At 43.1% G+C, this 24,690-nt stretch carries 23 protein-coding genes; 10 read left to right on the top strand and 13 right to left on the bottom strand.

Annotation, left to right across the window (positions count from 1 at the left end; all coding sequences use genetic code 11):
• A partial coding sequence (locus tag AC1DXF_RS18745; protein WP_477450232.1) for a transposase family protein occupies positions 1 to 228 on the bottom strand: 228 nt, incomplete at its 3' end.
• A gap of 227 nt (positions 229 to 455) precedes the next feature.
• Here AC1DXF_RS18745 and uvrA point away from each other — a divergent pair.
• From uvrA to AC1DXF_RS18765, 4 genes are all read left to right on the top strand, one after another.
• On the top strand, positions 456 to 3,302 hold the full coding sequence (gene uvrA, locus AC1DXF_RS18750; protein ID WP_477450233.1) for an excinuclease ABC subunit UvrA: 2,847 nt from the start codon (positions 456 to 458) through the stop codon (positions 3,300 to 3,302).
• 34 nt (positions 3,303 to 3,336) lie between these two features.
• Positions 3,337 to 4,068, top strand: a complete 732-nt coding sequence (locus AC1DXF_RS18755) for a phosphodiester glycosidase family protein (protein WP_477450234.1) — start codon at positions 3,337 to 3,339, stop codon at positions 4,066 to 4,068.
• Between the two features lie 103 nt (positions 4,069 to 4,171).
• Entirely contained in the window at positions 4,172 to 4,426 is a 255-nt protein-coding gene (locus AC1DXF_RS18760) for a type II toxin-antitoxin system Phd/YefM family antitoxin (protein ID WP_090638667.1), read from the top strand.
• Positions 4,423 to 4,677, top strand: a complete 255-nt coding sequence (locus AC1DXF_RS18765) for a Txe/YoeB family addiction module toxin (RefSeq protein ID WP_477450235.1) — start codon at positions 4,423 to 4,425, stop codon at positions 4,675 to 4,677. Before AC1DXF_RS18760 ends, AC1DXF_RS18765 begins: the two co-directional genes overlap by 4 nt.
• Here AC1DXF_RS18765 and AC1DXF_RS18770 read toward each other — a convergent pair.
• The gene (locus AC1DXF_RS18770) at positions 4,674 to 5,240 is read right to left on the bottom strand and encodes an RNA polymerase sigma-70 factor (protein WP_477450236.1); all 567 of its coding nucleotides are present in this window, start codon (positions 5,238 to 5,240) and stop codon (positions 4,674 to 4,676) included. The genes AC1DXF_RS18765 and AC1DXF_RS18770 overlap by 4 nt on opposite strands.
• Positions 5,241 to 5,483: 243 nt before the next feature.
• Here AC1DXF_RS18770 and AC1DXF_RS18775 point away from each other — a divergent pair, with 243 nt between their 5' ends.
• From AC1DXF_RS18775 to AC1DXF_RS18790, 4 genes are all read left to right on the top strand, one after another.
• On the top strand, positions 5,484 to 6,545 hold the full coding sequence (locus tag AC1DXF_RS18775; RefSeq protein WP_477450237.1) for a FecR family protein: 1,062 nt from the start codon (positions 5,484 to 5,486) through the stop codon (positions 6,543 to 6,545).
• 225 nt (positions 6,546 to 6,770) lie between these two features.
• Complete coding sequence (locus AC1DXF_RS18780) at positions 6,771 to 10,268, top strand: TonB-dependent receptor (protein ID WP_477450238.1); 3,498 nt, start codon at positions 6,771 to 6,773, stop codon at positions 10,266 to 10,268.
• Positions 10,269 to 10,290: 22 nt separating this feature from the next.
• Entirely contained in the window at positions 10,291 to 12,072 is a 1,782-nt protein-coding gene (locus tag AC1DXF_RS18785) for a RagB/SusD family nutrient uptake outer membrane protein (RefSeq protein WP_477450239.1), read from the top strand.
• A 104-nt stretch (positions 12,073 to 12,176) separates the two neighbouring features.
• Complete coding sequence (locus AC1DXF_RS18790; RefSeq protein ID WP_477450240.1) at positions 12,177 to 13,307, top strand: acyltransferase family protein; 1,131 nt, start codon at positions 12,177 to 12,179, stop codon at positions 13,305 to 13,307.
• Positions 13,308 to 13,390: 83 nt separating this feature from the next.
• Here AC1DXF_RS18790 and AC1DXF_RS18795 read toward each other — a convergent pair whose 3' ends face one another.
• The 9 genes from AC1DXF_RS18795 to AC1DXF_RS18835 all read right to left on the bottom strand — a co-directional run bounded on the left by AC1DXF_RS18795 (position 13,391) and on the right by AC1DXF_RS18835 (position 21,151).
• Positions 13,391 to 13,891, bottom strand: coding sequence for a heavy-metal-associated domain-containing protein (locus tag AC1DXF_RS18795; protein WP_477450241.1), 501 nt, complete (start codon positions 13,889 to 13,891; stop codon positions 13,391 to 13,393).
• 142 nt (positions 13,892 to 14,033) lie between these two features.
• Complete coding sequence (locus tag AC1DXF_RS18800; RefSeq protein ID WP_477450242.1) at positions 14,034 to 14,765, bottom strand: DUF4197 domain-containing protein; 732 nt, start codon at positions 14,763 to 14,765, stop codon at positions 14,034 to 14,036.
• Positions 14,766 to 14,807: 42 nt separating this feature from the next.
• A complete protein-coding gene (locus tag AC1DXF_RS18805; RefSeq protein WP_477450243.1) occupies positions 14,808 to 15,818 on the bottom strand; it encodes an inorganic phosphate transporter in 1,011 nt (336 codons plus the stop codon).
• A gap of 20 nt (positions 15,819 to 15,838) precedes the next feature.
• The gene (locus tag AC1DXF_RS18810; RefSeq protein WP_147054451.1) at positions 15,839 to 16,489 is read right to left on the bottom strand and encodes a DUF47 domain-containing protein; all 651 of its coding nucleotides are present in this window, start codon (positions 16,487 to 16,489) and stop codon (positions 15,839 to 15,841) included.
• A gap of 47 nt (positions 16,490 to 16,536) precedes the next feature.
• Positions 16,537 to 17,601 (bottom strand): sensor histidine kinase, encoded by a 1,065-nt coding sequence (locus AC1DXF_RS18815; RefSeq protein WP_477450244.1) that lies wholly within the window; start codon positions 17,599 to 17,601, stop codon positions 16,537 to 16,539.
• Positions 17,602 to 17,613: 12 nt separating this feature from the next.
• The gene (locus AC1DXF_RS18820) at positions 17,614 to 18,309 is read right to left on the bottom strand and encodes a methyltransferase domain-containing protein (RefSeq protein ID WP_477450245.1); all 696 of its coding nucleotides are present in this window, start codon (positions 18,307 to 18,309) and stop codon (positions 17,614 to 17,616) included.
• An 18-nt stretch (positions 18,310 to 18,327) separates the two neighbouring features.
• Entirely contained in the window at positions 18,328 to 19,452 is a 1,125-nt protein-coding gene (locus AC1DXF_RS18825; protein WP_477450246.1) for an NAD(P)/FAD-dependent oxidoreductase, read from the bottom strand.
• A 5-nt stretch (positions 19,453 to 19,457) separates the two neighbouring features.
• Entirely contained in the window at positions 19,458 to 20,570 is a 1,113-nt protein-coding gene (locus AC1DXF_RS18830) for a type III polyketide synthase (RefSeq protein ID WP_477450247.1), read from the bottom strand.
• Between the two features lie 50 nt (positions 20,571 to 20,620).
• On the bottom strand, positions 20,621 to 21,151 hold the full coding sequence (locus AC1DXF_RS18835; protein ID WP_477450248.1) for a YceI family protein: 531 nt from the start codon (positions 21,149 to 21,151) through the stop codon (positions 20,621 to 20,623).
• A 143-nt stretch (positions 21,152 to 21,294) separates the two neighbouring features.
• On the opposite strand from AC1DXF_RS18835, the gene AC1DXF_RS18840 reads away from it, so the two are divergent.
• Complete coding sequence (locus AC1DXF_RS18840; RefSeq protein WP_477450249.1) at positions 21,295 to 22,179, top strand: UbiA family prenyltransferase; 885 nt, start codon at positions 21,295 to 21,297, stop codon at positions 22,177 to 22,179.
• 59 nt (positions 22,180 to 22,238) lie between these two features.
• Positions 22,239 to 22,673, top strand: a complete 435-nt coding sequence (locus AC1DXF_RS18845; protein ID WP_477450250.1) for a hypothetical protein — start codon at positions 22,239 to 22,241, stop codon at positions 22,671 to 22,673.
• Here AC1DXF_RS18845 and AC1DXF_RS18850 read toward each other — a convergent pair.
• Complete coding sequence (locus AC1DXF_RS18850; RefSeq protein ID WP_477450251.1) at positions 22,670 to 23,980, bottom strand: carbohydrate porin; 1,311 nt, start codon at positions 23,978 to 23,980, stop codon at positions 22,670 to 22,672. The genes AC1DXF_RS18845 and AC1DXF_RS18850 overlap by 4 nt on opposite strands.
• Before the next feature lie 34 nt (positions 23,981 to 24,014).
• On the bottom strand, positions 24,015 to 24,662 hold the full coding sequence (locus tag AC1DXF_RS18855) for an HD domain-containing protein (RefSeq protein ID WP_477450252.1): 648 nt from the start codon (positions 24,660 to 24,662) through the stop codon (positions 24,015 to 24,017).
• Positions 24,663 to 24,690 lie beyond the last annotated feature (28 nt).

The raw sequence follows: 24,690 nt of genomic DNA on the forward strand, positions 1-24,690 counted from the left end.
ATCATGCGAAGGAATCCCGTTAGGAAGTTCCAAAAAGGTTTTTAACCAGTCTTCTCTAACCACCCCGAAATCTTCGATGTCATTATAACTTTCAATACCACATAATGCAGCGGCTATAGTAATTGTAATGATATCTGTTAGTAGATGTTGCTTTTTTCTGTCAATGCGGAAGTCTTGCATTTCGCTAAAATAAGCGAAAATAGTACTTGTCTTATTTTTTGTATCCATCTGATTGTCAGATAAATATACWTAAATACAATCACAAAAACAACATAAATATCTGACTATCAGGTGTTTATTTAATCGCCAATTAGTGAATCATTTTAATGCGTTTGCCCTGTTCGTGCCGATGCATATCTTATGAAGCACCAGCTTTTTACGTATATTTGCGAAAAATATTAGTATAGTCACCTGGCCTTTTTAACCGGCCAAACTGTATTGTTTTAAAAATACATATGATTGAAAAAACCATCGACCTGGGCGAACAAAGCGAAGTTGAAGTTTACGGGGCCAGGGTACATAATTTAAAAAATATTGATGTTTCTTTTCCGCGCAACCAGCTGGTGGTAATTACCGGGTTAAGCGGCAGCGGGAAATCATCACTGGCATTTGATACCATTTATGCCGAGGGGCAACGCCGTTATATGGAAACCTTTTCGGCCTACTCGCGCCAGTTTATGGGAGGTATGGAGCGACCCGATGTAGATAAGGTGTCTGGCTTAAGCCCGGTTATTGCTATTGAGCAAAAAACGACCAGTAAAAATCCACGATCGACAGTGGGTACCATTACCGAGATTTACGATTTTATGCGTTTGCTTTTCGCCCGTACCGGGGACGCCTATTCCTACACAACCGGCGAGAAAATGGAGCGGATGAGCGAAGATCAGATCCTGAAAACCATTACCGAAAAATTCGACGGACAGCCGGTTAATATCCTGGCACCGGTGGTAAAGGCCCGTAAAGGTCACTATCGGGAGTTGTTTGAATCGATACGTAAGCAGGGCTACCTTAAGGTTTGGATTGATGGCGCCATGGCCGACGTAGAGCCAAAGATGCAGGTAGACAGGTACAAGATCCACGATATTGATATTGTGGTTGACAGGCTGGTGGTGACCGAAAAAGACAGCAAGCGTTTATACACCTCTGTGCAAACGGCGCTTAAAATTGCCAAAGGGATCATCCGCGTGGGTGATAAGGATGGTAACGTAGCCTATTATAGTAAATATTTGATGGATCCGGTGTCGGGGATCTCGTACGATGAACCGCAGCCAAATACATTTTCGTTCAACTCGCCTTATGGCGCCTGCGAAAAATGTAATGGTTTGGGGTATATTTTTGAGGTTGATGAAGCATCGGTTATTCCTAACCCTAAGTTGACTATCATGAATGGCGGCCTGGCACCGATAGGGGAATACAGAGAAACCTGGATATTCCAGGTGCTGAAGGCGCTGGCTAAAAAGTATGAGTTTTCATTAACTACCCCGATAGAGAAGTTAAGCCGCGATCATTTAGATATTATACTTAATGGAGCGCCCGATACCATCAGTGTTTCTGTTGAGTACAATAAATGGAATGTTCAAAGTTATACCATCACTTTTGATGGTATTGTGCGTATGCTGGAAGAGCAGCAGGAACGCCGCAACGATGAAGGGATGGACGATATGGAAAACTATCGCGTGTTGAAAACCTGCCCGGTTTGTGATGGTGCAAGGCTGAAGAAAGAATCGTTACATTTTAAGGTAGATAATAAAAATATATTCGAGCTGGCCTGCATGGATATCAATCACCTGCAGGAATGGTTTAACGGTTTGGAAGACAGGCTGAGCGAACGCCAGAATGTTATTGCCAAAGAGATACTGAAAGAGATCCGTGCACGTATCGTATTTCTGTTGGATGTAGGGCTGAGTTATTTAACGCTGGATCGTACTGCCAAAACCCTGTCGGGCGGCGAGGCGCAACGCATCAGGCTGGCCACGCAAATTGGCTCGCAGCTGATGAACGTGATGTACATTTTAGATGAGCCAAGCATTGGCCTGCACCAGCGTGATAACGAGCGCTTAATAAACGCCCTCAAAAACCTGCGCGACCTTGGTAATACAGTTTTGGTAGTTGAACACGATAAGGATATGATACTGGAAGCCGACCATGTAATTGACATGGGCCCGGCAGCCGGCGTACACGGCGGACAGATAGTTGCCCAGGGAACACCCGCGCAACTAATGAAAGAGCATACCCTTACCACATCCTATATTAATGGTGAGCGTTCCATTGCAGTACCCGAAAAAAGGAGAGAAGGTAATGGCAAAACATTAAGTCTAAAAAAAGCTACCGGCCATAATTTAAAAAAGGTATCGGTTGATTTTCCCTTAGGTAAACTAATAGGGGTTACAGGCGTATCGGGTAGCGGTAAATCAAGCTTAATTACCGAAACACTGTACCCAATACTAAACCATCACTTTTTCCGGGCTAAAAAGCACCCGTTGCCTTATGAGAAAATTGAAGGCCTGGAGAATATTGATAAGGTGATAGAGATAGACCAGACACCAATCGGGCGTACGCCGCGCTCAAACCCCGCTACTTATACCGGGGTGTTTTCAGATATCCGTAACCTGTACGTGGCCTTGCCCGAGTCGAGGATCAGGGGATATAAACCCGGCCGTTTCTCGTTCAACGTAAAAGGGGGCAGGTGCGAAACCTGCCAGGGTGCCGGTATGAAGGTTATCGAGATGAACTTTTTACCTGATGTGCAGGTACCATGCGAAGAATGTGGTGGCCGCCGGTACAACCGCGAAACACTGGAAGTACGCTACCGGGGCAAATCCATCAGCGACGTGCTGGATATGAGCATTGAGGATGCCACGCCGTTTTTTGAGCATATCCCATCTATTTTCCGCAAGGTAAAAACTTTGAATGATGTTGGTTTGGGTTATATCACTTTGGGCCAGGCATCAACAACACTATCAGGCGGCGAAGCACAGCGTGTGAAGCTGGCTACCGAGCTGTCAAAAAAAGATACTGGCAACACTTTTTATATTTTAGACGAGCCTACAACCGGCCTACACTTTGAAGATATCAACGTGCTGTTAGGCGTGCTTTACCAATTAGTTGATAAAGGCAATACGGTATTAGTAATTGAGCATAACCTGGATGTAATTAAAGTGGTTGACCACGTGATAGATCTGGGCCCCGAAGGAGGCTCTGGCGGCGGTAAGATACTTTTTAGCGGCACGCCAGAAGGTTTGTGCAAAGTGAAGGATAGCTTTACCGGCCAGTTTTTGAAAAAGGAAATGGGGATTAAATAGACTATATCGTGGATAGAAACTAATGCTAATCGCGATGAAAAAAAGCAAGGGCTTTCTATCCACAGTTATTATCCTGCTCGTAGCTGCGGCTGCAATCGCTTTTACTCGGACTAATCAGGATGAAGGTCGCTTTCTCAGTTACCAGGTAAATCCTAAAAAGCAAGAACTGAAACTTTACTGGAAAGATGAAAAAAAGGCGAATTTCGGCAGTATCCTAAACCTGAAAACATGGCTTGATATAAGTAAACGCAAACTTGTATTTGCCATGAATGCAGGTATGTACAAACCGAATGGATCGCCGCAAGGGCTGTACATCGAAAATAAAAAAACATTATCGCCATTAGATACGTCATCCGGTAATGGTAATTTTTACCTGAAGCCTAACGGAGTTTTCTATCTTACAACAACCAATACTGCGGTTATTTGCAGCACAGCCTCATTCAAAGATAATGGTGATATCAAATACGCCACCCAATCCGGGCCGATGCTGGTGATAGGCGGGCAAATTCATCTATCATTTAAAGCGGGGTCAGCAAACCTGAATATCAGGAATGGCGTTGGCATTTTACCCTCCGGCGAAGTCGTTTTTGTAATATCTAAAGTGCCCGTAAACTTTTATGATTTTGCGGCGTATTTTAAGAATATGGGCTGTAAAAATGCTTTGTACCTGGATGGTTTTGTTTCCCGGGCTTATTTGCCCGAAAAGAATTGGATACAGACAGATGGGAACTTTGGGGTGATGATTGGGGTAACCGAACCTAAATAATATTTTACTGACGGACAAAAGCGGAGATCAGGCTTTCAAATGCACATGTACAACTTGTTGTACATGTGCATTTTGTTTTATATCTTTATTTAAAATTAAACAAATGGAAGTTACCACATATACAACCTTCAGGCAGCAACTTAAATTCTATCTGGATAAAGTTCGCAATGATCATAAACCCTTAGTGGTTACAAGTACGAATGCAGAGGATGTTGTAGTTATTTCCAAAGCTGATTACGAAAGCATGGAAGAAACATTTTACTTGCTTAAGAGCCCGGCAAATTCTGCCCGGCTGATGAAAAGTATCGAGGATTTGGAAAATGGTTTAGGTACCGAAAGAAAACTGATTGAAGAGTGAAAATAGTTTTTTCCGACCAAGCCTGGGAAGATTATTTATACTGGCAGACTAACGATAAATCTATTTTAAGAAAGATAAATGCTTTGGTAAAGGAAATAGAAAGAGCTCCATTTGAAGGTTCTGGCAAGCCAGAGCCGTTAAAGTATAACTTGGCGGGTTTATGGTCTCGCCGGATAAATTTAGAACATCGCCTTATATACAAAATTGATAACGGATCAATTCATATACATCAATGCCGTTATCACTACTAAAACATCAACAAATAACTCACGTGCTTCAACATCTGCCTCAACTTTTCTAAAGCAATACTTACCTGCCGCTCCACCGTTTTTGGCGAAATATTAAGGTGGCTGGCAATTTCCTTATACTTCATATCGCTAAAGCGGCTCAAAACAAAAATTTCACGGCATTTTTCGGGAAGGGTGTTTATGGCCGCTTTTATTTGGTGGGCCAGCTCTTTTTCTTCGTAACCGTTTTCAACCGCGCTGCGTACTTCATCAAGCAGGTTGTTTTTTTGCAGGTAATCAACATAAAGGTTTTCTATTTTTTGGTGCTTCAAATAATTGAGGCTGCGGTTTTGCGCCATTTTATATAGGTATGAACTTACCGATGTTGAAAAGGTAACCTCATGGCCTTTCTCCCACAAATCAGTAAATATTTCGGCAACAATCTCTTCGGCAACCGGCAAATCATTCACAAAACGATTGGCGAAAAGCGTAAGGCGGGTATAATGAAGTTTAAATAAAACTTCAAACGCTTCCGCATCTCCCTGCGTGAGTTTTGTTTTTGACGTTTCGGTTTTTTGAGTAATCATTTATTCATAGGATCGGTAAAAATTGAATACTTTTTAAAAAACTTTAACAAGTTAGCAATAAATATTCAAACGGTTCAAATTTAATATGGGATAAAAAGAAACTGATCTGCAAATATTTTGTGACAAGGGGAGTGCACATAATTAGCAGGCAGGATTTCGCAACATGTCCAAATTAAATAAAAAATATTTTCACCCCGTTTGAGGGTGCGGAACTTTTCAGTTGTCTTGCTAATAATAACACAAATGGACAACGACGAAATAAAACTGTTACTGGTAAAATACATAACCCGCGAAGCCGATGAAAAAGAGGTGGAGCAGGTGAAAGAATGGGTTAATGCGCACCCTGAGAATGAGCAGTACTTTGCCCAGCTATATGAAACCTGGCAAAACATGCTATACCTGAAGCCCGATGTTATTAATGAGGAGAAAGCATTCGCCAAATTTTCGGCGGCAACTATTCCGCACCAGTCGAAATACCGTACGCTTGTTGTATGGAGCAAAGTAGCTGCAGCCATAGCCCTGTTTGGTTTGCTGACAGCAGTGCTTGTAAGGCATTATTCAAAAAATGTGCAGAGTACAAGGCTGGTATCTGTTAATAATGGGCGCATTAAAAAAATAGTTTTAAGCGATGGTACCATCGTTTGGCTAAATGCAGGCAGCAAGCTCAATTACAATACCGATTTTAATAAAACAAATCGCACGGTATACCTGGAGGGCGAAGCTTTTTTCGAGATCGCGCCCGGTAGCAAAACCATCCCCTTTTTGGTTAATACTAAAAATTATACCATCAGGGATATCGGTACAAAATTTAACCTGAAGGCATATCCTAACGACTCTTTTTTTGAAACCACAGTTATAAAGGGAGAGGTTGCGGTTGAAGGCAATGTTGATAATAACACCCGGGAGATGAGCCGCATATACGTTAAGCCGCACCAGGTGTTGAGGATTTACTATCCAAAGACAGAGCAATATGCCATAAACCAGGACGATAAGGACATGAAAAACCTGAATGAGATCCAGGTGCTACAGGTCGATTCAGCTAAGATGGACCGCTATGATGGCTGGAAGGACGACTTGCTGGTATTTGATGGCAATACGCTCGACGAGATTTCTAAAGTATTGGAGCGCCGGTATAATGTAAAAATCATTATGGACGATGCCGAACTGCAAAACATCCGCTATTCGGGTAGTTTCAAGAGCATACCCAGTATAGATAAGGTTTTGGAACTGATAAAAGGCAATACGGCCATTAACTATTCCATTACAGGCAATACAATAAATATCACAAAAACCAATAAAAACTAATCTGTTAACCCTTTAAAAACAAAATGACTTATGGCGAAAAACTAACGCTCTCTTTCAAAATAAAAAACCCGGTGTGCGCTAACACTCCGGGCTTCAATAAAATCAATAGCTAATACCCTACGCTTGGGGAAGCATCGTATTAACTGATTAACAAACAAATTTATGATAAATTTTGACAGAAAATCTGTAATGGCTGCGCGTGCGTGGCAAAAAACGATTAAAATTATGAAGCTTGTAACTGTTTTACTCTTAACGGGAATAATGCAAATACACGCAGCTGCTTTTTCGCAAAACGTTTACAACTTTAATGTGAACAATATATCTGTTAAACAGATGTTTAAGCAGATTGAAAAAAACAGCAAATACACGGTTTTTTACCGGCTTGACCAGGTTAACATTGATAAAAAGATTAATGTTGAACTACAAAACGCCAGTATTGAAACGGTAATGAAAGATGTACTTAAAAATCAGCAGCTCACCTTCCAGGTGGTTGATAACATCATTATTATTAAACCGGCCGACGGCAAAACTATAGCAACCGTAACTGTAACCGATACCGTTACAGATGCTGCCGGGCTGCCGCTACCCGGTGTAAGCATAAAACTTAAAGGGAGCACATTAGGAACAGTAACCAATATCGATGGAAAATACAGCCTTACATTGCCCGATGGCACGGGCACGCTCCTTTTTAACTTTTTAGGCTTTACACCGCAGGAAGTACCCATTGGCGGCCAAACAATTGTCAACATAAAACTTGTTGAAGAATCAAAAGCGCTAAACGAGGTTGTTGTGGTTGGCTATACCACCCAAAAGAAAAAAGACCTTACCGGGGCCGTAGCCGTAGTTAATGTTAAGGATTTGAATAAACAAGCCTCGTCATCAGTAAATAGCCAGTTGCAGGGGCAGGCATCGGGCGTTACAGTAACCGGATCGGGTCAGCCAGGTGAAGAGCCACAGGTACACATCAGGGGTTTTAATACATTTGGCGATAACACGCCATTGTACGTGGTTGATGGAATGGAAACCTATGATGTGAGCACCATTAACCCAAATGACGTTGAATCGTTACAGGTGTTAAAGGATGCAAGTTCCGCTTCAATATATGGCGCCAGGGCCGCAAACGGGGTTATCATCATTACCACCAAAAGGGGCAAGGGCAAAGTGAGCATTCAGTATGATGCTTATTATGGTTCGCAGGTGCCAAAAGGGGGTAATGTTTGGCATACGCTAAATCCGCAGCAGGCGGCCAACCTACAGCTAATGGCCGAAAAAAATTCAGGTATTACCGATTTTACAGACCCGTTATATAATCCAACAGGGGCAAACTCCACTTTTACTTTGCCCGATTATATTACACCTGCCGGTGCAAAAGCAGGCGATCCTTCGGTAAATCCCTCAAAATACTACGTTAACCCTAACTATACCTCGCCTGATGATTTTAATAGCTTTTATCGGATAACAAGGGCAAATAAAGCAGGTACCGATTGGTATCATGAATTATTTAAATCGGCTCCTATAACCAGCCATAATTTAACTTTAAGCGGCAGCAGCGATCAGGCGAGCTACCTGTTTTCGCTCAATTATTTTAATCAGCAGGGAACATTGATTGATACTTACCTAAAACGGTACACCTTGCGCTCAAATACCACTTTTAATATCACCAAACATATCAGAATTGGCGAAAACCTGGCCTATTCTATCACCAAAACGCCCCAGGTTGCTGCCGCCAACCATGCGCAAATAAGCGCCAATAATCCCGATGGCGTAATAGCTATGGGTTTAAGAGAGCAGACAATTATACCTGTTTATGATATAATGGGTAATTATGCCGGCACTTATGGTACAGGCCTGGGCGATTCTAATAACCCCGTAGCTATACAGCAGCGCACTAAAGTAAATGGCGCTATAGCTTACCGGCTGCTGGGCAACATGTTTGCCGAAGCGGATATTTTTAAGGGCCTTACCCTGCGCACCAGTTTTGGCGGAGATATTACAAATAGTAACGACCACGCGTTTACCTATCCAACATACGAAAACGTAGAAAACTCCCAAACAAACAGCTATAACGAAAATTCGGCCAATAGCTATAGCTACAACTGGACAAATACGCTTACTTATCTAAAAACCTTTGGCAAACATAATTTGAACGTGGTTATAGGTACCGAAGCTGTTGAAACTTATGATAAAAGCCTGGGTGGTAGTATACAGGGCTTTTATAATTTTGATCCTGATTATGTTAGCCTTTCAACCGGTACAACAAATAAAAACACCTACAGCAGCAAAAGTTCAACTTCGTTATTATCTGAATTTGCCCGCCTGGATTATGTTTTTGATAATAAGTACCTGTTTAATGCCACAATCCGCCGCGATGGTTCTTCAAAGTTCCCGGTAAATCAGCGTTATGGCTACTTCCCTGCTTTTAGCGCAGGCTGGCGCGTATCACAGGAGAGTTTTTTAAAAGAAGTAAAATGGCTTACCGATCTAAAAGTACGGGGCGGTTGGGGTATTATGGGCAACCAGATTAATATGGGGGCAAAAGATGCTTACACGACTTTTGGTACCAATATTGGCCAGTCGTATTATCCTTTGGATGGTAACTCCGCGTTGTTGCCAGGCTTTTACCAGGATCAGATAGCTAATCCCAATGCTTTATGGGAAAAAGACATCAACTCCAACTTTGGTTTTGATGCAACCATCCTTAACGGTAAAGTAGCTATAACCGCCGATTATTACCGCAAGGATATAAAGGACCTTTTATACGCAGCCAGGCAGTTGGGTACCGCCGGTAATGGTAATGTGCCTGCACAAAATGTGGGCAAAATGAAAACGGATGGACTTGATATATCTGTAACAAGTAATATAACCGTGAATAAGGACCTGGGTTTTAACGCCACAGGAACCTTAACAACCTATAATAACAAAATATTAAAAGTATCTGACGATAGGGACTATTTTGTTGGCGACGCCACAAGTCGCTTTGATAGCCCAATAACCAGGAGTGCGGTTGGCCATTCGCTGGGCGAATTTTATGGCTATCAAATAGCCGGCTTTTGGAACAACCAGACACAGATTGATGCTGCAGACGCCAGTGCCCAAAAAGTAACTAACGACCCAAATGCTGTTTATCAATCGGACACCAAAGTGGGGCGTTTCAGGTATACAGATATAAATGGCGATGGTGTAATAACAGATGCCGACCGGACTTTTATTGGCAACCCCAACCCTAAATTTACAGCCGGGCTAAACCTGGCCGTAAACTATAAAAACTTTGATGCCAGCGTGTTCCTGTACGGTTCATTTGGCAACAAACTATGGAACAGCGTTAAATACTGGCGAGACTTTTACGCTTCATTTGGTACTGCCAAAAGCTTTACCGCCCTTGATGATTCGTGGACGCCAACGCATCAAAATGCAAAAGCCCCTATCCAGGAGTTGGATGCATCTACCAGCAGCGGCGCAACACCCAACTCATACTTCGTTGAAAACGGGACATATGTACGTATGCGCAATGCCCAAATTGGCTACACCTTTAAAGTCGCTGCCTTAAAAAAGGCAGGCGTTCAGAAACTGCGCGTATATGTGTCGGCAACTAACCTGTTCACGTTAACCGGTTACAGTGGCGTCGATCCGGAGTTGAGCGGTAACACCAAAGATTTTGGCATTGACGAAGGCAGCTATGCCAGCCCGCGCACATTCTTATTCGGAGTTAATTTTTCATTATAACAACAGCATTAAAAGTATTACAATGAAAGCAAAAAAATATTTCAGTATTATGTTGCTAAGCGTTTTTGCGCTTGGTGCATGTAAAAAAACGTTTCTTGATAAGTCTATAAATGGGGCGCTGGAGCCTAAGTTTTTACAAACCGAAGCAGGTGCAAACGAATTGCTTGTGGGCGCTTATGCGGCATTAGATGGTCAGCAGGGTGGCGATGCCGCTTTTGGTGGTGGCAGTTCATGGGAGGCATCGCCCGATAACTGGATTTATGGCGGCGTTGCGGGTGGCGACGCTTCAAAAGGCAGTATAGCCGGCGATCAGCAACCCATCGAGCCGATTATGAAGTATAATCCCGACGCCAGCAACGGCTTTTTTGATAGCAAATGGCGGGCCGACTATGAGGGCGTTTCCCGCACAAATAATACCATTATAATTACAAATAAGGTGCCCGGTATTACAGCTGCCGCCAAAACCAACATCATAGCACAGGCCCGGTTTTTACGCGCTCATTATTACTTCGACCTGAAAAAAATGTTTAATAATGTGCCTTATATTGATGAAACTACAACAGACATCAATCAGCCAAATACAACGGATATATGGCCAAAAATTGAAGCCGACTTTTTGTATGCCTATAACAACCTGCCCAATACCCAGGCGAATGTGGGCAGGGCCAACAAATGGGCTGCCGGTGCTTACTTAGCAAAAGCATATTTGTATGAGCATAAGTATACTGAGGCAAAAGCTGTTTTTGATGCTGTTATTGCACAAGGGGTAACAGCATTAGGGCTGAAATATGCATTGAACGAAAAATTCAATGATAATTTCAGAACAGCTACCAACAACAGCGCCGAATCTGTATTTGCTGTGCAGGCAGCCGCCAATACCGACCCCAACGGACCGTCAAACGCCAACGATGGCGATATGCTGAACTTTCCGTATGGTAATAGCAGTCCGTTTAGCTGTTGTGGTTTTTATCAGCCATCAATTGAGCTGGCCAATCATTACCGTACCAACCCGGCTACCGGCCTGCCTTATTTGGATGATTACAACAGCCATGCTTTAAAAACAGATATGGGGGTAGCGGCAGGGGCCAGTTTTACGCCTGATGCCGGAACCATCGATCCGCGGTTGGATTGGACGGTTGGCCGCCGTGGCATACCGTACCTCGATTGGGGCTTACATCCGGGTATTGATTGGATAAGAGATCAGCAATATGGAGGTCCGTACTCGCCTATTAAAAATGTTTATGGCCAGGCCGAGCAAAGCACCAACGGCGATAATACTTCCTGGGCGCCGGGATCGGGCATTAACGTTAATCTTATCCGGTATGCCGATGTGCTGCTGATGGCTGCCGAAGCCGAAGGGCAACTGGGTAATTTTGATAAAGCCGAAAGTTATGTAAATATGGTACGCAGCCGGGCAGCCAATACATCGGGCTGGGTTCATAAGTATAAAAATGATGATAATCCCACCGCTGGCTTTACCAATACAGCCGCTGCCAATTACAAAGTTGGCACTTACCCTGCAGGAGCGTTCGTGAGCAAAGATTTTGCACTTAAAGCCATTTATTTTGAACGCAAAATTGAATTGGCTATGGAAGGCCATCGCTTTTTTGATTTGGTTAGGTGGGGCATTGCCGATACCGAGCTTAATGCTTACGTAGCTTATCAAAGCGCGTTCACCAATGATGTTAAAGGAGGCAAGTTTTTAAAAGGTAAAAACGAATACTACCCTATCCCGCTTACCGAAATTGATTTGAGCGCCAAAGGCGGCACGCCAGTGCTTAAACAAAATCCTGGGTACCATTAATAAATTATAAATATATCTGCCGGGGTTTTCAAATCCCGGCAGATTTTCTCAAATTGCTGTGTATTACCCCTGCTGTAAACCGGCCAACAACTATAAACCAAAATATGAACACATCATCGACACGATTTTTATCGCTGGATGTATTTAGAGGGATGACTTTATGTTTTATGATCATCGTGAATACACCAGGGAGCGGGGCTGATGCCTTTGCACCCCTCCAGCATGCGGCCTGGCATGGTTTTACCCCAACCGACCTTGTATTTCCGTCATTTTTATTTGCGGTGGGCAATGCCATGAGTTTTTCGATGAAACGTTACATAGAGATGGGTAATGCTGCCGTACTTACCAAGATATTTAAACGCACATTGCTGATATTTTTAATAGGATACCTGATGTATTGGTTCCCCTTCTTCAATTTTGATAAAGGGCATTTTGAATTTTCGCCAATAAGCCATACCCGCATCATGGGGGTTTTGCAGCGTATTGCTTTGTGTTACTGTTTCGCATCGCTCATGATTCATTTTTTATCAAAGCAATCGGTCATTATTTTATCTATCCTGTTCCTGCTGGGCTATTGGGTTATACTGCTGGTTTTTGGCGATCCATCCAATCCGCTAAGTATGACGGGCAATGCAGGCATCTTCCTGGATAAGCTTATCATAGGAGAGAACCACATGTACCACGGAGAAAAAATAGCCTTTGAGCCCGAGGGGATCCTAAGCACCATACCTGCTATTGTAAACGTAATAGTTGGTTATTATGCAGGTAAATTCATCCAGCAAAAAGGCAAAGGGTATGATGTAATATCAAAAATGCTGCTCATGGGCTGCCTGTTTATCTTCCTGGCCTTGTGCTGGAATATGGTATTCCCAATCAACAAAAAGCTTTGGAGCAGCCCGTTTGTGCTTATAACCACAGGCCTCGACCTGGTGATCCTGTCATTCCTGGTTTATGCCCTGGAAATTAATGATTGGAACAAGGGCAACTGGACACGTTTTTTTGTTATTATGGGCAAAAATCCATTACCGCTATACGTGCTGTCAGAAACACTTGTGGTATTCTTTTACATATTCACTGTAAAAGGCGTTAGTTTTTATAACTGGATAAACACCAACTTTTACCAGGTAATAATACCCGGGGCAATAGGTTCGTTACTGTTTGCCATCAGCTATATGCTAATTTGCTGGTTTGTAGGTTACCTATTAGATAAAAAGAAGGTTTATATCCGGGTTTAAGAACACATTTTTTTAAGCAAAGCAAAAAGCGCGGCTATTAATTGAGCTGCGCTTTTTGTTTGAAAAGAATGTTTTATGGAAATTTATATGGCTAAATGATAAATACGGCCAGATGCAGGTGCTGTATCAGTAACCTGCCCCAGGTATTTTTTTGATACCGATTTTGGCGCAAAGCCCTGATCAACAACGGTAACATTTACGGCTCCACTTGTTGGTTTATTGGCAGGGTTAAGCAGTTTGTAAGTATCGCCACCATAGCTAAAATTGTTATCGGCAACTTTGGTATTATCAAAATTGTAGGTGGCTTTCAGGCTATTTACCGAAAAGCCCGAACTTTGCACCTTTTTGCTGATCTGTTCGAAACTTACGGGTACGTCATCTTTAAAGGTGATGAGATAGGTGTTACGGATCAAGTCGGTTTTAATATCGCCTACAAATGGCAATGCACGTAAAGCTTTTTCGGTTGATTTTGCGCAAAGGGCGCAGGTAAGTCCGCTAACCTGCAACTCGGCTTTGGTAAACTGGGCTTTAGCAACAGTAGCAGAAAGAAAGAACATGATGATAAATATTTTAAGCGTTTTCATATCCAACTCTTTTTAACATGCAACAAAAGTAGATGATTAACTTGTTGATTACAAATTGTTTTTGCGCAATTAAAATACCTGTAAACCGGGCAGGAATAAGCAAATCAAAACGCTCCCTCTTCAGGAAATCGGCGGGCTCTTACTATTTCTTCTGCTTATCCGCAAAAGAGAATACCTTTTGGAGCAACGGCGTTGTGCGTGCGCTTAAATTCTGGCGAATGTTCAGCTCTTCTTTAGCAATCTCGACAAATAGACCACTAATAGCTTTCTGGGTTACGTAATCGGTAATGTCGGGGTTTATTTTTGATACAAAAGGCACTTTGTTGTAAGCCTGCGCGGCGTCGGTATAATATTTTGTAGCGCCCACTTTGTTTAAGCTTGCCTGTATCACGGGTTTAAACTGGCCGGCCAATTGTAAAGTGGTAGTTTTTTTAAAATATTGAGTGGCCGCATCCTGGCTGCCCAACAAAATATTAGTTACATCCTGCAGGGTCATTTGCTTTATGGCGCTGATAAATATAGGTTTAGCTTTTACAGCGGCATCTTCGGCGGCATGGTTAATGGAGGTTATTACATTATCGCAAAGGCTGCCCAGGCCTATGCTGCGAAGTGTTTTCTCGGCTTTTTGCGCCTCGGGCGGAAAAAGTATTTTAACTTCGGCGTTCTTTAAAAAACCATCAACAACAGATAGCTTATCTGAGCTTTTGCCGGTACCTATTTCAAGGGCCTGCTTAAGGCCGTTACCTATCTCAAATGTAGTAGGCGTTCCCTGCGCATTGGTTGTTGCGGCCTGTGCCACCTGGTTTAATGTATCGCAGCTGTTTAAGGTTATAAAGGACAGCAAAGCTGTAAGGATTAATATCTGTTTTTTCATAGTGGCTAAAATTAGCAAAAATGAAGCCAACTTATCAGTAAATTATTCCAACGCCTTTAACAGGGCAAAAACACCTGCCGCAATTAAAGCAGAAATTGGAATGGTGATGATCCAGGCCCAAACCAGGTTAATGGTTACACCCCAGCGTACGGCAGATACACGCTTGGTTAAACCAACCCCAATGATAGAACCTGTGATGGTATGCGTGGTAGAAACCGGGATGCCAAACCGCTCGGTAATAAACAGGGTGATGGCGCCTGCAGTTTCGGCACTTACACCTTCCAGCGGGGTTACCTTGGTTATTTTTGAACCCATGGTTTTAACAATTTTCCAACCGCCGCTCATGGTACCTGCAGCTATTGCAGTGTAACAAGCCAACGGAATCCACTCCGGCATTTCCGAGCCCGGCTTTATAACCTTGCCGGCAATAAGGGTTACATACAATATACCCATTACCTTTTGGGCATCGTTACCGCCGTGTGCAAAGCTTAATGCAGCAGCCGATACCAATTGCAATCTTTTAAACCAACGCTCGGCTGTTGAAGGCTTGGCACGCTTGCAAATATTTAATATTAAAATAGTAATGATATATGCTATGAACAACCCTATAAATGGCGCAAGTACAATATAGGCCATAATGGTTAGTACATACTGCATTTCAATGGCCTGTAACGGATGAATCCCCATATAAAGGGCGTTGGTCATACCGGCACCGGCAAATCCACCTATAAGCGTATGAGATGAACTTGACGGGATACCAAACCACCAGGTTATTAAATTCCAACTGATGGCTGCAACCAAACCGGCTAATATTACATGGAGGGTGACAAAATTTTCTAAAACAATTTTTGAAACAGTTTTTGCAACCGTGTGCTCTTTGATAAAAAAATAGGCGGCAAAGTTAAATACAGCTGCCAACAGTACAGCCTGGAAGGGGGTAAGCACTTTGGTTGATACAATGGTGGCAATTGAATTGGCAGCATCGTGAAAACCGTTGGTGTAATCAAAAACGAGTGCAAGTAAAACTATAACAACAAGTAGGGAGGTAACCATTTAGTGATGATTAGGTATGCTTAAGCGTTTTTAACTAAAATAGATTCCATTACATTTGCCGCGTCTTCGCACATATCTGTTGCGGTTTCGAGGGCGGCAAGGATTTCTTTATATTTTATCAGGCGGATGGCGTCTTTTTCGTAAAGAAACAAGTCGGCCACGGCGCGGTCAAATACATAATCGGCCTGGTTTTCCACGCTGTTTATCCTGATGCATGAATCGGCAATGTTGCGCACGTTGCGCAGGTCTTTTAACTCACGTACCGCTTTTTCAAGGTCGATACTGGCCTGTAGTATCAGGTCAGATAATTTGCGGATATGCTCGTTAAAATCATCTATCCTGTAAAGGCTCATGCGGTTTGCTGCGCCCTGTATGTAATCGGCAACATCATCAATAGCCGTAGCTAATGCGTGAATATCCTCCCTGTCAAAAGGTGTAATAAAGTTTTTGCCCAATTCCAGGTATATCTGGTGGGTAAATTCATCGCCTTTGTTTTCAAGCTTGTCTATTTGTTTAAACAACTCTTCACGGGTGGTAGTGTTATTGGAGTTAACGGCCTCTACCAAAATAGTAGCCATTGCTACTACGTTGTTTGCTGCCTGCTCAAATAAAGGAAAAAATATTTTTTTATCCTTAGGTACAAAGTATTGGAAAATGCTGTTTAATGACATGATGCTTAAAATTGGTGTAAAGGTACGGTTGCTATGTTAAATTAATGTTAACTTTTTAACACTGGTATATTGGGGAAAGGTAAAGTTTGTTTTGCTCTTTGCAAAGTAAACCCAAAAGTTGACCCCAACCCCTCGGTACTGCGTACATTAATGGTTTGCTGGTGCGCCTCAATAATGTGTTTAACAATGGCCAAGCCCAGGCCCGAGCCACCAATTTGCCTGGAACGGCTGGTATCTGTGCGATAAAAACGCTCAAACAGGCGGGGCAAAAACTTTTCTTCGATGCCAATGCCATCGTCGGTAACCTCAACTAAAACCTGATCGTCAAGTACAAAAAGGCTTAATGATGTGCTTCCTTCTTCTTTGCCATATTTAAATGAGTTATCAATGAGGTTTACCAGTACCTGCCTTATTTTTTCCCGGTCGGCATATACAATAATGCCCTCGTCGTATTTTTGCTTAAATATCAGTTTGATTTTGTATTGTTTACCCTTGATTTCGAGTGATTCAAAAACCTCTTTTATCAAGTCGTTTATCTTAAATTTGGTATAATTAATAGGTATTTCGCCCGATTCCAGCTTCGATATCTCATCCAGGTCTTTAATAAGATAGCTTAGCCGGTCAACATTCTTAGAGGCTTTTTCAAGGAACTGGCGCGCCATTTCGCGGTCTTCCATATCATCATCCTGCAGCGCTTCAATGTATCCCTGTATGGCAAAAAGCGGGGTTTTAAACTCGTGCGAGATATTGGATAAAAAATCGCGGCGGAATTTTTCCTGTTTGCGCAGGTCATCAATTTCCGATTTTTTTTGTTTTGCCCATTCCTTTACCTCCTGCTCCACATCGTCAATAGGGTTGGCGGTTACATGTTCGCCCAGGGCATCGCGCAAATCGCGGCCAAGTTTTAAATTGTGAATAAGCTTATAAATAAGTTTGATGCGCGAGTAAATATACTTTTCTATAAGGTAGTAAAACACAAAGTAGCTTACGGCCAATGTAGCGGTAAAAGTGATCATTACATCGTACCACTTATGCTGAAAATAAAAGTTTACTGCTGATAACGTTATGGCCACGCCGGTTGCCGTAACTAAAACTAAAACACGCAAATTCATAAGGTAAAGTTACTACTTATAGATCACTAAAGCCCAGCGGAACGGCCACTTCCATGTTAATTTAAAGTTATCAATTTGTGCTTTTTTAAGAAGTATTAATAATTCATGTTTTTTAAAGCCCCGCTTTACCGATAATGGCCCATCGTAACGCACCATTTTATTGCGGGTTAAAACATGAGTAATAAAAATAACCGCACAGTATAGCGCCCAATGGCGATGCAAATCGGTAATAATTATTCCTTTTTTGGCCGAGGCATGCATGTTTTTAATCATCTTCACCCAATGTTCGTCGTCGAAGTGATGGGTAAACAAGCTGCTGATGATAATATCATGACAGCCCAACAAGTCAGTGTCCTGTATTACGTCGGCCAGAATGTATTTGATATTGTCATATTCTGTTGACGCGCGCAGCGCGTAGTTTACCGCTGCAGGAGCAGCATCAACGCCGGTAAGCACCAGGTTTAATTGCTGTTGTTGCGCCCATTTGGCAATGGCTATCAATGTATCGCCGCCACCGCAACCCCAGTCACTTATGGAGTAGCCTCGCAGTACCGGGAATTTTTTAAAAGCCTTTATAGCTTCTTTATGGCTGCCAAACCACGAATTTATTTTGCCTAAACCCTCCAAAACGGGAGCTATTTCGCTGTCGGGCAGACCCGGGTCATCCATGATTTCGGCATCAAAGGCGCGGTGTTTTAAATTGGGCATGGTATCAATACAACAACCTTATGAAAAAGGTTTTCCGTGGGTTTTACTAATCAGGTACCGGGATAACGGCGGCAGGCCATTTAACACATGGAGCGTAAGCGCAGTAGTATTGTTATTGCCAAACAGGCGCTGCAATTGCCGGCCTACCCATAACCGCTGCGCAAATTGCCGGTTCCAGGCATCGGTATAATCGGCTTCTAAGGCTACACGGTTATCTTCATTAAATTTGCCGGTTTTATAATGGCTGATGATTTTCTCTGACAGAATCTTAGCTGAGTGAATAGCCATAGTCATCCCGTTGCCGCATAGTGGCGCTATCATCCCGGCGGTATCGCCGCTCATTAAAATATGGTTATCAACCGGGGCTTTCTTTTCAAACGAAATCTCATTAATTACCTCGGGCTTATCCAGTAAAAATTCGGCATTGGCAAATATATCGTCGAGATATGGGTTTTTGCGGATAACATTGTCTTCTAACCCTTGCAGGCTGCCGTATTTGCGCAGGTCATCGCGGTGCGCCATGTAGCACATGCAGTACCTGTCGCCATCGGTTTTGCTTACGCCGCAATAGCCGTCTTTATAATTATTAAGCTGGATAAGGTCCTGCGGCAAATCCATTTTTATATGAAACTTCACGGCCAGGTAAGGGCTGCGTTTATAAAAGAAGGGCCGCTTCAGTTTTTGATCGAGGTTCGACCGTTTGCCGAATGAGCCTATTACAAGGGGGGCTGTTAATACTTTGCCGGGCGTAACCACCTCAAATTGATTGCCGGTGTAGCGTACATCCTCTACCCGGGTACCTGTCATAAAATTTACACCTTCAATTATCGCTTTGTGGTATAAAAAATTATCGAACGTATACCTGCTTAAACCAAAGCCGCCCAGATCAAGCTTTTGGGTAAATTTAGCACCCGAAGCGGCTGTAACCTCAACCCGGTTAATGCGGGCAACATTCAGCTGATCGGGGTTGATATCTAAAGAATTTAAAAACGGGATTACTTCGTTGGAGATGTACTCGCCGCATACGCGGTGCATGGGGTATGTTTTTTTTTCGACGAGGGTAACTTTTAAGCCGGCGCGGTTCAATAATATCGCGTTAAATAATCCCGCAAGGCCACCGCCAACTATAATTACATCGTTCATAGGCTTTAGCAATGCATCTCCAATATCATACCCTCAACCGTTAAACCCGGCCCAAAAGCAAAGCTCATGATTTTTTGATTAACCAGGCTTTCGGCCTTCAGCATTTTTTGCAGTACAAACAGAATGGTTGCTGATGACATATTACCATACTGCTGCAACGTTTCATATGCAAATGTGTTGCTTTCTTCGGGTAGCTCCAACGCTTCCTCAACAGCTTCCAATATTTTACGGCCACCGGGGTGTACAGCATAAGCGGTTATTTCATCTGCATTAATTTTTGCCTTTTGCAAAAAGCGGCGTGTTAAAGCCTTAATATTTTTCCTGATCTGTTTTGATACCCGCGAAGTTAGCTTCATCTCGAAACCGGTATTACCTACATACCAGCCCATATCGTCGCGGGCTTCTGTCACAAATTCGGTATAAAAGTTTTTCAGGGTGAGGCTGGTCCCTTTACCCAGGCGTTGTGAAGTGTTCTCGACTAATACCGCGGCGGCCCCGTCTGAAAACAGGGAGTTGGCCACCCAGTTATCCAGCGTATTATCTTTTTGAAAATGGAGGGTGCACAACTCCACACTTACTACCAAAACCTTGGCTTCGGGGTTGGCACGGCAAATATAATCGGCCACTTTAAGGCCGTTTATGGCGCCATAACATCCCATAAAGTTGATGCAGGTACGCTCGGTATCGCGGTTAAGCCCCAGTTTCTCTACCAGCTCAATATCAATCCCCGGGGCGTGCATGCCGGTGCAGCTTATGGTAACCAGGTGAGTGATTTGTTTTGTAACGTCCATTCCAAAACCAGCAAGGCAGTTTTTAACGGCGTTGATTGCGATAGCAATTGCCTCGTCCTGGTAAAGCTTTAAACGTTTGCGGGTATCGGGGAAAGGGTTGAAACTTCCGGACGGATCAAAAAAGGTATAGTTGGATGGATCGGTTTCGCCAAAATCAGAGATTACGGAGTAGCGATAATCGATACCTGAATTATCATAAATACTTTTTAAGCGTGCGGCATTAGTTGCATCCAACCCAAAGGCATTCACCATAAAATGGTAAATATCCTGCTGGGCTATCCGGTTATGGGGATTTGCTATCCCGATGGCACTGATGCAACTCTCCATTAATATTAAGCTTAAAGCTAAAGGCTAAAAGCCTGAAGCAGTATATTCTTTTACTTACTGATCTCCGTTTCTATCGACACATTGGCCTCGTTGGATAAAATTACATTTTTGCCACCGATACCAAAATCTGTCCTTAAAACCTGGAAATCGCCTTTAAACGTGGCGGTGTTACCCGCTTCAATATACGTAAAAGGTATTTCAATCAACTTTGTTTTGTCTTTAATAGTTACGTTAAAGCTGCCGGTATAGTTGCTTCCGCTTTTGTGTTTAAATGAAACCGACTTTAAGATGATTTTGGGATATTTAGCAACATCAAAGTAATCCTCGCTCTTCAGGTGGTTATCGCGGCTTTCATTGTCGGTATTAACCGTATTTGAGGCCACCGAGGCTTCTATCGAACTTGTGGCAAGACTGGTGGGCTTAAAATTAATATCGGCATTAAAGCCCCCAAAAGAGCCATCGACATTAAAGCCCAGATTTTTGATTTTGAATGTAACTGCCGATCGGGTTACTTTACTTTGCGCGAACGCGTTTGTTGCTAAAAAAAATAAAATTGTAATGCTAAATAATTTCCTGGTCATACTGTTGCTAAGGTGATTTTCAAACATAATGATTTATCGTTAACTAATTTTTACATTAGTAAGATTAAGCAACCGGCTGCAGGTTTAATACGTTTTAACAAATAGTATTGGTTGCTTTAGCCAATGAATATAAATATGCCCGCATGAAATTGAAACAATTAATCCCCACGAGGTCGACCTGGGCCCACATGCGTTTTGTTTTCTCCGTTTTTTTGTTGCCTGTTTACTTGTTTGCATTTAGCCAGGCTACTTTTGTACAGCCAGGGCAGGCTATACTTATATTTTTTATCTGGCATTTTCTGGCGTTCCCGGCAAGTAACGGGTATAACAGTTATTTTGATAAGGATGAGGATAGCATTGGCCTGTTAGAGAAACCGCCCGAGGTTGATATCAGCCTCTATTATTTTTCTATCCTGCTGGAAGCTCTTGCTTTCGGCCTGGGTTTCTTAATTAGCTGGGAGTTTGCGGTGGCGGTGCTTATTTATGGCATCATGTCTAAACTGTATAGTCATTCTGCTACACGGTTAAAAAAGTACGCTATCATCAGTTTTTTAACGGTATTTATTTTCCAGGGATGCTTTATTTATTACGTCACCTATTCGGCATTAAGCGGGCTCAGCCTGTTCAGGCGCTGGGATACCGGGTTTATTGTAGCCGGGGCAATTTGCTCATGCCTTATTGGCGCATCGTACCCGCTCACCCAGGTTTACCAGCACGAAGAAGACAGCCGCCGTGGCGACAGGACAATCAGTTTATTATTGGGCTACAAAGGCTCATTTATTTTTTCGGGCGCCATGTTCGCCCTGGGCATAGCATGCTCTTTTTACTATTGGCATTTAGCGGGCAAATTGGCAAATTTTTACTTTTTCCTGTTATGTGCATTGCCCATATTTTTGTTTTTTAACTACTGGTTTTACAAAGTAGGAAAATCGACAGCTAATGCCGATTTTAAAAATGCCATGCGCATGAACTTTTTAAGCTCCGGCTGTATGCTGGTTTACTTTGGCACCCTGGCTTTGATGAGCTAAAAGATTGAGATATGGATGGCTTGCGAATTTATAAATACAATCCATACTTCATTTTACCAATGATTCTGTCTGTACTTTTATTGGGCCAGCCTGTTTATTCGATTTTTAACAAGCTTTTGATTTATAAAGATTATTCCAGCGCTATCATATTGGTGCTGGTTATCGATTATTTTCTGTTGTTTTTTACCAGGCACATTTATTATGTGCTGCGGGGCATTCCGGCTATTGTAATTACCAGCGAATTTATTTTTATACAGAAAAACGGCTATACTATTGCCTGGCGGGATATTGAAAGCATAGATAAGGTACAAGGGCTAAGAATGTCGCTTAGAACAACATGGCGCAATTGGCCCCAAATAAAAAACCCCATAGTCAGGATTTACTATGGGTATATAGCCAGCGGAATTTCGATAGCAGGCATTTTAATTGCCGGCGATGCCGAACAAATGAGCATCACGATACGGGATTATTATTTTAAATATAGGTATAATTAAAACTCCACATGCACCCTCAACGAAAACACATTCACCGGCCCCCTGTCTTTATTGTACGCGGGGTTTGCAATAAACTGGTAATCGGGCGATAGCCAGAACTTTTTTTGATAGGCGTTAATTTTGTAATACAACTCGGCAATCAGCTCGTTGCTGTAGTTCAGCTTCCCATCGCCAATAATGAAACCGTAACCGCCTGCGGCCAGGTAATCGCGGTGCGGGCCGGATAGGCCGTTTGCCACAAATGCCAGCCCCAGCTCATCGTCACTGCGTTTCCAGGAGTTTCCTTTTAACACGCCGCCAAAGCTTAACGAGCGGTCTATCTCGGTAAAATACCAGGTTTCGGTGTGGCCGTCGTTATAGCTCAATTTGGCAAATACACCAAAATCTTTACTCAGGTACTGGTCAGCGCTGATGCCGAAGCCATATTTGTGTTTGCCGTAAACCAAATTGGTATCAACTACAGGGTTAACGGCGCTTACGGCAAGGGCATCGCGGTAGTTGCCCATTTTGCCGTTATTGCGGAACCCTAAAATGCGCACGGTTCCTTTATTTCCATTGATAGTATAGCGCCTCTCGTATTCCATTGTCTGGGTGTTGGCTTTGCCAACTTTGGCATCCCAGATAGCTCCGTTGGCAGTAGTTGTCGACATGGTGAAGGCAAACCTTAGCGTCCAGTTGGGCATGCCTAATTCGGTATGGATCCCCATGACATAGCCCCGGGTGTTGGCCGGGTAATCCCAGGCGCCGTTATCCATCAAAGCCCAGTTCATAAACTGTGAGCGTGGATCGTGGCTAAATTCGTTACCGTCATAAAAATCGGCCATGCCAAATTTACCTGCGGTTACCGAAAAATAGCGCTTGCTTTTTAAGCCGGCAAGCTGGTTATTATCGTCTTGCAGGGTATCTTTCTCTTTTCCCCATTCAAAGTTTTGGGTAAAGTAGAGGCGGGCAATATAAATTTTAGGTTCCGAGCCGCCAACGCGAAAAGTTTCGCCATTGGGAAAACCTGCAGCGCCCAGGGTTTTACTTAAGCCCGAACCGCCGGATAGTTCGGGGTTAAAAAAAGCCGACGCGCCTTTCCAAAGCCTGGCCCCGCCAAATAACGTGGTGGTGATGGACGTTTGCGTTTCTGATTTGGTGAGCAAACTATTATCGCCGGTATAATTGGCCCCAAATGATGGTTTGTACTGGGTAATAACGGTTTGCTGGAAATGGAAATTAAAACGTTGTTGCTTAAGCGTATCCTGCGCCTTTGCTGTAAGCATGGTACACAACAGGGGCGTTATAAAAAATAAAGTTTTTTTCATGCGTAAAAGTTGATCTTGAAACGATTATCGGGGCTTATGGTTTGCACTCCAGGTAAAATTGCTGCAAATAAGCTTCCATAAACAGATGACGTTGCTCGGCCAGTTGGCGACCGGTAGGGGTGTTCATCTTATCTTTCAGTAATAATAATTTTTCGTAAAAGTGATTAATGGAAGGGGCGGGCGAATTTTTATACTCTTCCTTACTCATGTTTAAGTTGGGCTCAATTTCGGGGTTATAAATTTCGCGCCCTTTAAAGCCCCCGTAATTAAAGGCCCGGGCTATACCTATAGCGCCAATGGCGTCAAGCCGGTCGGCATCCTGTACTATGGCCAACTCGGGCGAGTGGAAGGTTTGCTTATCAAAGCTTGATTTAAACGACATGTGCCTGATAATTTGCTGCACATGTTCAACAATAGCTGCATCCACGTTTTGGCTCAGCAAGTAATTGCCAGCGGTACGCGGGCCTATTTCTTCATCGCCGTTATGGAACTTGCTGTCGGCAATATCATGAAGTAAAGCAGCAAGTTCAACAATGAGAGGATCGGCTTTTTCGGTTTGCGCTATCAGTTTGGCGTTGGTCCAAACGCGATGTATGTGCCACCAGTCGTGGCCACCTTCGGCATTTTTTAATGTTTCACGTACAAATTGTACGGTATTATCAATGAGCTGTCCTGTTTCCATCCGGCTGCAAATATACATTACCCGGCGA

The sequence above is a fragment of the Mucilaginibacter sp. P2_A5 genome, from assembly GCF_056404995.1.

Bases quoted from the DNA above. Each gene is read 5' to 3' on its own strand.
- AC1DXF_RS18780 (WP_477450238.1), top strand. From the start codon at position 6,771: ATGAAGCTTGTAACTGTTTTACTCTTAACGGGAATAATGCAAATACAC.
- AC1DXF_RS18790 (WP_477450240.1), top strand. From the start codon at position 12,177: ATGAACACATCATCGACACGATTTTTATCGCTGGATGTATTTAGAGGG.
- AC1DXF_RS18755 (WP_477450234.1), top strand. From the start codon at position 3,337: ATGAAAAAAAGCAAGGGCTTTCTATCCACAGTTATTATCCTGCTCGTA.
- AC1DXF_RS18835 (WP_477450248.1), bottom strand. From the start codon at position 21,151: ATGACCAGGAAATTATTTAGCATTACAATTTTATTTTTTTTAGCAACA.
- AC1DXF_RS18775 (WP_477450237.1), top strand. From the start codon at position 5,484: ATGGACAACGACGAAATAAAACTGTTACTGGTAAAATACATAACCCGC.
- AC1DXF_RS18760 (WP_090638667.1), top strand. From the start codon at position 4,172: ATGGAAGTTACCACATATACAACCTTCAGGCAGCAACTTAAATTCTAT.
- AC1DXF_RS18785 (WP_477450239.1), top strand. From the start codon at position 10,291: ATGAAAGCAAAAAAATATTTCAGTATTATGTTGCTAAGCGTTTTTGCG.
- AC1DXF_RS18850 (WP_477450251.1), bottom strand. From the start codon at position 23,980: ATGAAAAAAACTTTATTTTTTATAACGCCCCTGTTGTGTACCATGCTT.
- AC1DXF_RS18830 (WP_477450247.1), bottom strand. From the start codon at position 20,570: ATGGAGAGTTGCATCAGTGCCATCGGGATAGCAAATCCCCATAACCGG.
- AC1DXF_RS18825 (WP_477450246.1), bottom strand. From the start codon at position 19,452: ATGAACGATGTAATTATAGTTGGCGGTGGCCTTGCGGGATTATTTAAC.
- AC1DXF_RS18800 (WP_477450242.1), bottom strand. From the start codon at position 14,765: ATGAAAAAACAGATATTAATCCTTACAGCTTTGCTGTCCTTTATAACC.
- AC1DXF_RS18795 (WP_477450241.1), bottom strand. From the start codon at position 13,891: ATGAAAACGCTTAAAATATTTATCATCATGTTCTTTCTTTCTGCTACT.
- AC1DXF_RS18855 (WP_477450252.1), bottom strand. From the start codon at position 24,662: ATGGAAACAGGACAGCTCATTGATAATACCGTACAATTTGTACGTGAA.
- AC1DXF_RS18845 (WP_477450250.1), top strand. From the start codon at position 22,239: ATGATTCTGTCTGTACTTTTATTGGGCCAGCCTGTTTATTCGATTTTT.
- AC1DXF_RS18770 (WP_477450236.1), bottom strand. From the start codon at position 5,240: ATGATTACTCAAAAAACCGAAACGTCAAAAACAAAACTCACGCAGGGA.
- AC1DXF_RS18820 (WP_477450245.1), bottom strand. From the start codon at position 18,309: ATGCCCAATTTAAAACACCGCGCCTTTGATGCCGAAATCATGGATGAC.
- AC1DXF_RS18840 (WP_477450249.1), top strand. From the start codon at position 21,295: ATGAAATTGAAACAATTAATCCCCACGAGGTCGACCTGGGCCCACATG.
- uvrA (WP_477450233.1), top strand. From the start codon at position 456: ATGATTGAAAAAACCATCGACCTGGGCGAACAAAGCGAAGTTGAAGTT.
- AC1DXF_RS18810 (WP_147054451.1), bottom strand. From the start codon at position 16,489: ATGTCATTAAACAGCATTTTCCAATACTTTGTACCTAAGGATAAAAAA.
- AC1DXF_RS18805 (WP_477450243.1), bottom strand. From the start codon at position 15,818: ATGGTTACCTCCCTACTTGTTGTTATAGTTTTACTTGCACTCGTTTTT.
- AC1DXF_RS18815 (WP_477450244.1), bottom strand. From the start codon at position 17,601: ATGAATTTGCGTGTTTTAGTTTTAGTTACGGCAACCGGCGTGGCCATA.